Here is a 9,566-nt window from a genome sequence, read left to right on the forward strand (position 1 = left end):
ATTATTTTTTATATTGATTTTAAACTATCAAACTACAAGCTGACCTGAGGTTCATGCTTTTGCTCTGCCTGCTGCATATTTTTGATACCTTTGATTAACGCGTCCGGATTAAAAGAAATGCTGTGGATGCCTGCATCTACCAGAAACTGTGCAAAGGCCGGATCGTCGCTGGGTGCCTGTCCGCATAAACCAATCTTGGTATTGGTCTTATGGGCTGAAGCAATGACCATACTAATCATTTTCTTAACTGCCGGATCATTGGCGCTGAACATATCGCTAAGCAGGTCAGAATCACGGTCTACTCCAAGTGTGAGCTGGGTGAGATCGTTGGAACCAATGGAGAAACCATCAAAATAGCGGGAAAATTCTTCTGCCAGTATCACATTGCTGGGTATCTCTGTCATCATATACAGTTGCAGTCCGTACTCTCCACGTTTTAAGCCCTGCCTTTCCATCACAGCAATGACTTTTTCAGCCTCTTCCAAAGAACGGCAGAAAGGGATCATCACCTTGACATTTTCTAGTCCCATGTCTTCTCTTACCATTTTCATGGCCTTACATTCCAGTTCAAAACCGGGCTGATATTTAGGATGATAGTAACGAGAGGCTCCCCTGAACCCCAGCATAGGATTGGCTTCCTGCGGTTCAAAATATTGGCCTCCTATCAGGTTAGCGTACTCATTGGACTTAAAATCAGACATGCGCACAATGACATCCTTAGGGTGAAAAGCTGCTGAAATGACAGCTACTGCCTCGGCCAGTTTGTGAACGAAATATTCTGCCTTATCAGGATAATGATGGGTGAGATTTTCAATTTTTTCTCTTACCACCGGATCGCTGACTTTGTCAAACTGTATCAGCGCCATGGGATGAATCTGGATGGCATTGTTGATGATAAACTCCAGTCTCATCAGGCCAACTCCGTGGTTGGGATAAAAGGACAGACGAAAAGCCTGGTCCGGGTCACCCAGTATCATCATCGCCTGGGTTTTGGGCAGCTGAATATCATCAATAGCAGTTTCATGTTCTTCCCATTCCAGCCTACCTTCATAGATTATTCCCGTTTCACCTTCTGCACAGGATATGGTTACCTCCTGCCCTTCCATGATGGCGCTGGTAGCATTTCCACTGCCTACTACTGCTACCGCACCTACCTCCCGCGCAACAATGGCGGCATGGCTGGTACGTCCACCCTGGTCGGTGATGATACCGGCAGCTTTTTTCAGGATTGGGTCCCAGTCGGGATTGGTTTTGCTGGTCACAAGGATTTCTCCTTCCTGTAGTTTATCTATTTCTGCAGGCGAATGTAGTACCCTGGCCTTACCGGCGGCTATCTTATTACCCAAGCCTATGCCACGGCACAGTTCCCTGCCTTTCTGTTTGAGCTTATAGGTAGTAATTTTCAGATGCTTATCCCGGCTGAAAACAGTTTCCGGCCTGGCCTGAACAATGAACAGCTTACCGCTTTCGCCATCTTTTGCCCACTCAATATCCATTGGTCTGCCGTAATGCTCCTCTATGCGCACTGACCAGCGGGCCAGAGTAATGACTTCCTCATCGCTTAGCACATATTGCTCCTGTTTTTCAGGAGGTGTAGGCAGATTTACCGTACCCGCCTCTCCTTTTGCATATACCATAGTCTTGGCTTTGCTGCCTAACTGCCGTGAAATGATAGGTTGTTTCGCCTGATCCAGACTAGGTTTATATACATAGAATTCGTCTGGATTGACCGTACCCTGTACAATGTTTTCACCCAGTCCCCAGGCCCCGGTAATCAGGACTACCTGCTGAAAACCGGAGTCAGGATCAAGCGTAAAATTAACACCAGAGGCAGACTGATCAGCTCGTACCATCAGTTGCACCCCCACTGACAGTGCCACCTGGTTGTGGGCAAAGCCATTGTCCTCGCGGTATTTGATGGCACGATCAGTATAAAGTGAGGCATAACATTTCTGACAGGCATTTGACAGGCCTTCATAGCCTTTTACATTGAGATAAGATTCCTGCTGACCGGCAAAACTCGCTTCGGGTAAATCTTCTGCCGTAGCGCTGCTTCTTACCGCCAGAGAAATCTCAGCGCCATATTTCTGGGTCAGGTAGTCATATCCCTCCTCTAATTCATTTTTCAGAACAGAAGGAAAGCTGGCTCCCAGGATAGTAGTGCGGATCTGTTTGCCAATTTCACTCAGATTTGTGTACTGCTTGTGATCCAGTTCGCTGAGTAGCTGATCAATCTCTTCCTGCAAATGGTTCTCCCGCATAAAATACCAATATGCTTCAGCAGTAGTGGCAAAGCCATCAGGAATGGCAATTCCCTGAGGGCTGAGCTTTTGAAACATCTCTCCTAAGGAAGCATTTTTACCCCCCACTTCGGACAGGCTGCTCAGGTCTATCTCACTAAAATATTTAATTAGCTTTTCCATAACTATTCACTTATTGGGCTGTATACCCTCCATCAATGACCAGTTCTGATCCGGTGACAAACTTAGATTCATCAGATGCCAGGTACACCACTCCATAGCCTATGTCATCGGGCTCACCTACATGGCCTAGCGGATGCAGGCTGTCCAGGTATTTTTTTCCTTCTTCTACACTTCCCTGCTTTTTCAGATAATTCTCTACCATCGGAGTCCAGATATAGCCAGGATGGATAGAATTGATACGAATGCGGTATCCTGCTTTGGCACAGTGAAGAGCGGCAGACTTGGTAAATAAGGTAACTCCACCTTTACTGGCATTATAAGCTGGTAGATTAGGATCACCTACGATGCCTTCAATAGATGAGAAGTTGATGATAGAACCACCTTCACCATGTTCACGCATGGCTTGTATACCATATTTTGTTCCTAAAAACACACCATCCAGATTAATAGCTATGAGTCTTTTCCAATCTTCAAGGCTAACTTCTTCCACATTACCACCCACCCCTATCCCTGCTGAGTTGGCTACGATATGCAGTTTGCCATAGGTATTGGAAATGGCTTTCATGAGATCTTTCCAGGAGTTTTCTGAGGCCACATCCTGTTTAATAAAGATAGCGTCACCTCCTTCTTCCTGTATTTGTTTTACCACTTCATGTCCCTGGGCCTCATCCAAATCGCTGACTACTACTTTGGCTCCTTCTCTGGCCAGTAATATAGCGCTGGAACGACCTAATCCTGATGCTCCTCCAGTTACCAGAGCAACTTTGTTATGTACACGTTTCATTTAAGTATGATTTTATATGAGTAATAAGCAGCCTTCAACAATACAATCTTCATATTCTCATGACTGCCTTTTATTTTATGCATAATCATTATTTTCGCCATTGCCCGATTGGATGTTGAAACTCCAAACCGGGATATCAATGTGATTGATCACTCTTTCAGTGACACTACTATTCATCAGCCTTGCAAAACCTGTTCTACCGTGGGTAAGCATGGCTACCATATCTATTTCATTTTCTTTGCAGAAAGTCAGTAAGCCTTTTTCAAAACTAAAGCTATTATAAACACTGCACTTTTCTATCAGGGAAGGCTTGAGCTGAGAATATTCTTCCAGCTTATGGTGTATTTCTTTACTTTCTTTAAAATTTAATGGGGTATTGATATACAGAAGTTGAATCCTGGCACCTAGCATTTCAGCAAAATCGGATAGTGCCAAAAAATATTTTTGAGCAGGTTCCTCAAAGTCATAGGCAAACACTATCTTCTTGATGTCCATGGACTGAGGAGCCTTTTTGATGACCAGAACCGGTACGGAGGAAAGACGTGCGATTTTTTGTGTGTTGGAGCCTATGAATAATTCTTTGATCCCCCTGACACCATGCGAACCCATAATGACCAGATCAATCTGGTGCATTTCAATGTAATGCATTATGATGGAATAGTCTTGATTGTACTCAATATCAGCTTTGGCCTTTACAGAAGCTTTCTCAGCCCGATCTACTAGTTTGTTTAGTTCGTTTCTGGCATGTTTTACTTTCCTGCTGACGTCGGGATATCTTTCCTCAAAGTCAATTCCGGAATTCATCCAGTTGACCGGGGTGTCCATTAAATGAACAAAGTGAAGAGTGGCTCCACTTTTGGCAGCCAGATGAATCGCTACATGAGCAGCTTCAATTGCACAATCAGAGAAATCGGTAGGAATCAGTATATTTTTCATAATGTTCTGGCTTTTCGCTGATAATTACCTCATAGGAAAACCTGGTCTTTATGCAAGAAGTATCGTCTGGTGTACCAGCATGTCTGCTTCTATAGCGGTTTCCTCTTCCTGTGCGTATTTTTGCATTAATTTAGCTTCCATGCCACATCCATAATTGAGAAAGTAACTTCCCACAATATTGTAAGCAGATCGCATATAATAATGAACCAGCAATAATGCATGAATCACTAGCAGATCTTTATCTTCATCATTTTCATGTTGATTGATCATGTTCAGGCCATGCTGGAGAATTCCACGAATTTCTCCGCAACTGGCAGCGGTATTTTGATAGCTGTCAAAAGATGAAAGTATTGCCCTCAACCTCTTGTTTCTGGCTTTGATAAGATGACGCTGTCCAAAAATTTGCCATTTGAGATCATCTGAGCTGGCGTAATGTTGCAGTACTTTCAAAAAGTCAAGAATCAGCAGCTCTGAGCGGTAGAGATTAGCCAGCTGGACTAAAGCCATACTGAGTAAAATTTTATTGTTTTTCATAGCAGTGGTTGTTAGATAATCAATCTAGTCACACAATTATTGATAAACTATGATTTGGATTAGCTTCCCGGATGACTTAAGTCATTCCTTTTTCGTAGCTTTTCGCCCATATTGAGTATGTATGGATAAGGAGAAATGAACAATTCGCTAAAAATCCTTCAAATAGTATTTTTTACAGCGGTCATCCTATACATAGGTCAGGCACTTTGGGTCACCCTTAGTTTTGCACTGCTGTTAAGCTTTGTGTTATATCCATCTTGTCATTGGCTGGAGCGACATCGTGTGCCACGGATTTTTTCCATTACCATCGTCATCATCAGCTTTTGTATTCTTCTTTCTCTACTGCTGGCACTTCTTGTGCAGCAATTTTATAGCTTTCTGGAACAGTGGCCGGAATTATCACAAAAAATAAGACTCCAATTCAATAAGTTGCTGGTTACAACTGAGCTGTTTTTTGACTTGGATAAGCACTGGTGGCGTAACCTCTTTACTTCCACTTCTCAAAACATTTTGCAGCGGCTTCCCCAAACCCTGTTTGATACTTCAGTGTCCACTTTGCTATTTCTGTTGGTACCGGTATTTACTGCGCTAATCTTATACTACCGTGACCTACTGATCGCTTTTGTTTTTCGGATCACGCCCAAACGCTGGAAAGTAGATTATCAAAGTGTTCTCAAAGAAGTGCTGCACACTTACTTTTCATTCGTGAAGGGTATGACCTTAGTATATCTGATTGTTGGTATTCTCAACAGTTTGGGCTTGCTGCTGATCGGTATTCCCCAGGCCTTTTTCTTCGGATTTGCAGCTTCTATTCTCACTTTTATCCCTTACGTAGGCATTACGGTAGGAGCTTTGTTGCCTATCGCAGTAGCTTGGCTTACCTACGATTCTGTTCTTTATCCCATAGGGGTAATACTTGTTTTTGTAATCGTGCAGATTCTTGAGGCTAATATTATATTCCCGGTAGCTGTTAGCTTTAAGCTGCGCATTAACACCCTGGTAACTATGGTCGCTATCGTAGCCGGTGGAATCCTCTGGGGGGCAGCTGGCATGATCCTTTTTATTCCTTTTCTTGCTATACTGAAACTCATCGCTGAGAAAGTAGATGACTTACATCCCCTGGCCATTCTCCTGGGCACTACCGATGATCTGAAAAAATATAAAAAACCAGATAAGCCCAAAAACAGAAAAAAAACGCATCAAATGATCACTGATAATCAATAGTTTATGATCTATACCCAGAGTTTATATATCTATTAAATGTTGGCTGATAGCATATTTTACCAAACCGGCGGTGTTTTTCACATTCAGCTTTAGTATCAGGTTTCTACGATGTGTGTCAACCGTCCGTGGACTGATAAAAAGCTTCTCGGCGATTTCCTGATTGGTGTACTCCTCTGCTATCATTATCAGTATTTCTACTTCCCGCTTGGTCAATTCTCCCAAACCTTTTCTGAAATTAGGTTTAGTTTTCTTTCTCACAAACTGGCTCATTAAAATTTCGGATACATCTTTGCTGAAAAAGCTTTCACCTACGGCCACAGTTTTTATAGCTTCTACCAAATCGCTCATCCCCTGGTATTTGAGCATATATCCGATTGCACCAGCCTGCAGCATTTTGATTACATGCATCTCCTCGTCATGCATTGAAATAGCAAGAATCTTCACTTCCTGATATTTGTCTGTAATTTTTTTAGTCACACTAATTCCATCTTCTCCTTCACCAAGACTGATATCCATTACAACCACATCAAGATCTGGGTGCAGTGCTAATTTAGCCAAAGCTTCCTGAGCAGAGGCAGCTTCATCCAGCACCTGAATGTCGGTGGCACCGAAGAGAGAAGCCTTAATACCATCCCTTATCATTTTATGATCATCTACGATGAGTATCTTGATAGGCTTCATAAGCTTTTGGTTTCGTAAAGAGGAATTTCTACAGTCACTGAAGTTCCTTTCCCGGCATGGGAATCTATAAAAGAGCAGCCGTTTAGTGTTTTTACTCTTGTCTCAATATTTTTTAAGCCAAATCCATTTTCATTCATGGAGTGATTATCTTCAAAACCTACTCCATCATCTTCTACCATCAGCATTACACTCTTATGGTGTCCAATGAGTTGTACATGTACCTCAGAAGCTTTACCATGTTTTAGAGCATTGTTAAGTAATTCCTGTGTGATTCTGTAAAGACCAATACTCTGGGAGCTATCTAAAGTTCTATTCATTTGGTAAGCATGAAAATGAACTTTTATATCATTAAGGTCACTCAGAGAATGACATAAATACTCTAAGCCCTTTACCAATCCAGAATTTCTAAGCACGCCTGGCATTAGGTTACGGGCAATGGATTTTACATCCTGGGTGGTATTGAACAGTATGGTTTTCAATTGCTCAAACAATTCTTTGGCATCAGGAGTGATACGCTCACAATGGCTCTGTAAAGCATCCAGGTTCAATCGCATGGCAGTAAGCGACTGGCCAAGGCCATCATGTAGTTCTTTGGCAATGCGTTCTCTTTCTGCCTCCTGTCCTTCAATAAGCGCCTTCATAAGGTCTCTTTCTGCTTTTTTCTTTTCAGTAATATCAACCCCGGAGCTCAATACGGCTACAGCATGACCATGCTCATCCTGAATGAGGGCATTTTGCCATTCAATCAGTTTTTCTTCTTTTGCTTTGGTCAACACTGGGTTCACAAAATTTTCTACCTCGTGCAGGTTACCATGAATTAATTTGTCAAAAACACCTTTCACTCTTTCCTTGTCATGCACCGGTAAAAAGTGATCAAACCAGTTTTTTCCTTTTACCTCATCCTCCCGATAACCCATAATCTGGGTGCCTTTGCGGTTGATCAATACTACTTTTCCTTCTCTATCAATTACCAAAAAAATTGATGCTGCAACATCCAGATATTGCTGAGCCACTGCTTTTTCCTTTTTTAGTGCTAACTCAGCATTTTTACGCTCACTGATATTCATGATAAAACCAATGGCAAACTTTTCTCCTTCCACCTCCATATGACTCAGGCTTACTTCTACCGGAAAAATATCACCTGATGAATGCCTTCCCTGTAGCTTTCTTCCCACACCCATAGGTCTGTTTTTAGGGTTTTTGAAAAAGCCTACTCTATGTCTGGCATGTGTACTCTTTAGCTCAGGGCAAATCATTACTTCTAAAGGCTTACCAATCAACTCAGTATTTGTGTAGCCAAACATATGCAGGCAGGCAGGATTAGCCAGTACGATTTCACCCCACTCATCTACTACAATAATACCTTCGGCAGCAGACTGGAAGAGTGCCCTAAGAAGTTTTTTATGGGAGGAAAAATTTTCCATAAGCTTGAGCTGTCTAGGACAGTAAGTTAAAAAAATTAAGCTCAGCTTACTATCATACTTTCATAATGAAGTATTTTTTTACTTAAACTTTGGGCAAGTGCAAAGTGATATTTGGGATAATCATTCAGAAATTGCTGCAACTCATCTTTTAGGATCTCTAGTATATAAACCTTGGACTTAGCAATCGCTGAGGTATTATGATTTGTATGGGATACTACTGATGCAAAACCTAAGATTTCATTTTTTTTTAATGTCTCCATCAATCCAAATTGCTGGCTGTCCTTACGCTTGATGAGCAGTACTTCTCCTTTGCATAATAAACATACGGTCTTTGCTTCATCTCCTTCTTTGAAAATGATTTCATTTTTTGAGAAAACCCTCAGGTGAACATATTGAGCAAATTTTTTATAAAAACTCAGGGAGTGCTGCCCTGAAAGAAAAGCCCTCATCAGCTCATTGATGTATCTTTGCATTCGTATTTCATTTATGGTTACCCAAACTCATGATAGCATCTCATTATTTATACTATCCATATTCTATTCATTGAATGTAAACATGCATTTCTTGAGTAAAAAAAATAGCATCACTACAAAGTGATGATGCTATTTGATGTACCTTTCTTAACTACCAACACAATCAAATTATTAGTAAACAAAACAATGCTCAGTTCAGGCATGAATACTCAGAAGAGGAATCTTTTCCTGAAAGGCTGCCTGCCGGGTAATCCGCTTCTGAAAGATGCTGTCAAAGAATGAATGTGACCTTGGTAGCAGAACCAACAAGTCAATGCTATTTCTTTCCACATGCTTTTCAATGCTTTTCTCTACATCCACTGCATGGATATGAAAAAACTGATGAGGCACATTGCTAAATGCTTGTTCAATCAATGGTTTCAATTTTGTGGAGTCTATGGCAACCGGAGCTTCGCTCACATGAACGATATCAACCTTAGCAGCAAATGCCTGGGCAAAGCTTTCTACATAACGAAAAATATCGCTTTTGGTCTCCTTGAGGTCAATGGCTATGGCCAGGTGATGAAATTTCTGGAATGAGATATCTTCAGGTACTGACAACACCGGACAGTGGGCATGTTCAATTAGTTTGACAGTATTGCTCCCTAGAATATTGGTCAGGAAGCCCCCACCTTTTTTTCCCATAACTACTAGGCCAATGTCTTCCCGGTCTATAAGCTTATTGACTTCGGTAAGCAGATCTCCGTAGTTCATGACGAACCTGGCTTCTTTAAGTTCGCTATGTTCCTCTTTGAGCTTTTCAAACTGCTTGTGCACCTTTTTCTTATAATTTTCTAAGGCATCAATCGGGATATATACTTCCCCGGCAAAATTTGGCGGGATGTAATAGACATATTGTATCCACACTTCAGCACCGAGGTGACGAGATAAGGCTAGCCCGTAATGCATTAAAGACATGGAAACCTCACTGAAATCAACAGGTATTAATATTTTTTTAGTGTGCATTTGAATAAGATCATGTTTAAAAATTCTATTTGGTATTTACGCCAGTCGGTTGATGATAATTTGACAGTTTTGCCAAAGTAGC

The 9,566-nt window shown here is 41.6% G+C and carries 9 protein-coding genes; 1 reads left to right on the plus strand and 8 read right to left on the minus strand.

The window, feature by feature from the left end:
- Window positions 1–32: 32 nt before the first annotated feature.
- From ppsA to WJR50_RS22370, 4 genes are all read right to left on the minus strand, one after another.
- Window positions 33–2,423: a phosphoenolpyruvate synthase gene (gene ppsA, locus WJR50_RS22355; protein ID WP_341295553.1), complete on the minus strand. Its 2,391-nt coding sequence runs from the start codon at window positions 2,421–2,423 to the stop codon at window positions 33–35.
- 10 nt (window positions 2,424–2,433) lie between these two features.
- The gene (locus tag WJR50_RS22360) at window positions 2,434–3,207 is read right to left on the minus strand and encodes an SDR family oxidoreductase (RefSeq protein ID WP_341295554.1); all 774 of its coding nucleotides are present in this window, start codon (window positions 3,205–3,207) and stop codon (window positions 2,434–2,436) included.
- A gap of 75 nt (window positions 3,208–3,282) precedes the next feature.
- Window positions 3,283–4,143, minus strand: coding sequence for a universal stress protein (locus WJR50_RS22365; RefSeq protein WP_341295555.1), 861 nt, complete (start codon window positions 4,141–4,143; stop codon window positions 3,283–3,285).
- 48 nt (window positions 4,144–4,191) lie between these two features.
- Window positions 4,192–4,677 (minus strand): DUF892 family protein, encoded by a 486-nt coding sequence (locus WJR50_RS22370; protein WP_341295556.1) that lies wholly within the window; start codon window positions 4,675–4,677, stop codon window positions 4,192–4,194.
- Between the two features lie 135 nt (window positions 4,678–4,812).
- Between WJR50_RS22370 and WJR50_RS22375 the strand changes: the two genes are divergently transcribed.
- Window positions 4,813–5,901, plus strand: coding sequence for an AI-2E family transporter (locus tag WJR50_RS22375; protein WP_341295557.1), 1,089 nt, complete (start codon window positions 4,813–4,815; stop codon window positions 5,899–5,901).
- 21 nt (window positions 5,902–5,922) lie between these two features.
- Here WJR50_RS22375 and WJR50_RS22380 read toward each other — a convergent pair whose 3' ends face one another.
- The 4 genes from WJR50_RS22380 to WJR50_RS22395 all read right to left on the minus strand — a co-directional run bounded on the left by WJR50_RS22380 (window position 5,923) and on the right by WJR50_RS22395 (window position 9,484).
- Window positions 5,923–6,582, minus strand: coding sequence for a response regulator (locus WJR50_RS22380; protein ID WP_341295558.1), 660 nt, complete (start codon window positions 6,580–6,582; stop codon window positions 5,923–5,925).
- Complete coding sequence (locus WJR50_RS22385; protein WP_341295559.1) at window positions 6,579–8,006, minus strand: PAS domain-containing sensor histidine kinase; 1,428 nt, start codon at window positions 8,004–8,006, stop codon at window positions 6,579–6,581. Before WJR50_RS22385 ends, WJR50_RS22380 begins: the two co-directional genes overlap by 4 nt.
- Window positions 8,007–8,047: 41 nt before the next feature.
- Entirely contained in the window at window positions 8,048–8,479 is a 432-nt protein-coding gene (locus WJR50_RS22390) for a Crp/Fnr family transcriptional regulator (RefSeq protein ID WP_341295560.1), read from the minus strand.
- Between the two features lie 195 nt (window positions 8,480–8,674).
- Window positions 8,675–9,484 (minus strand): universal stress protein, encoded by an 810-nt coding sequence (locus WJR50_RS22395; RefSeq protein ID WP_341295561.1) that lies wholly within the window; start codon window positions 9,482–9,484, stop codon window positions 8,675–8,677.
- Window positions 9,485–9,566: the final 82 nt, after the last annotated feature.

Origin of the sequence: Catalinimonas locisalis (assembly GCF_038039535.1) — a bacterium.
Classification (GTDB): Bacteria; Bacteroidota; Bacteroidia; order Cytophagales; family Cyclobacteriaceae; genus Catalinimonas.

Coding starts and splice junctions, on each gene's coding strand:
- WJR50_RS22380 (WP_341295558.1), bottom strand. CDS start 6,582: ATGAAGCCTATCAAGATACTCATCGTAGATGATCATAAAATGATAAGG.
- WJR50_RS22390 (WP_341295560.1), bottom strand. CDS start 8,479: ATGCAAAGATACATCAATGAGCTGATGAGGGCTTTTCTTTCAGGGCAG.
- WJR50_RS22365 (WP_341295555.1), bottom strand. CDS start 4,143: ATGAAAAATATACTGATTCCTACCGATTTCTCTGATTGTGCAATTGAA.
- WJR50_RS22375 (WP_341295557.1), top strand. CDS start 4,813: ATGAACAATTCGCTAAAAATCCTTCAAATAGTATTTTTTACAGCGGTC.
- ppsA (WP_341295553.1), bottom strand. CDS start 2,423: ATGGAAAAGCTAATTAAATATTTTAGTGAGATAGACCTGAGCAGCCTG.
- WJR50_RS22385 (WP_341295559.1), bottom strand. CDS start 8,006: ATGGAAAATTTTTCCTCCCATAAAAAACTTCTTAGGGCACTCTTCCAG.
- WJR50_RS22395 (WP_341295561.1), bottom strand. CDS start 9,484: ATGCACACTAAAAAAATATTAATACCTGTTGATTTCAGTGAGGTTTCC.
- WJR50_RS22360 (WP_341295554.1), bottom strand. CDS start 3,207: ATGAAACGTGTACATAACAAAGTTGCTCTGGTAACTGGAGGAGCATCA.
- WJR50_RS22370 (WP_341295556.1), bottom strand. CDS start 4,677: ATGAAAAACAATAAAATTTTACTCAGTATGGCTTTAGTCCAGCTGGCT.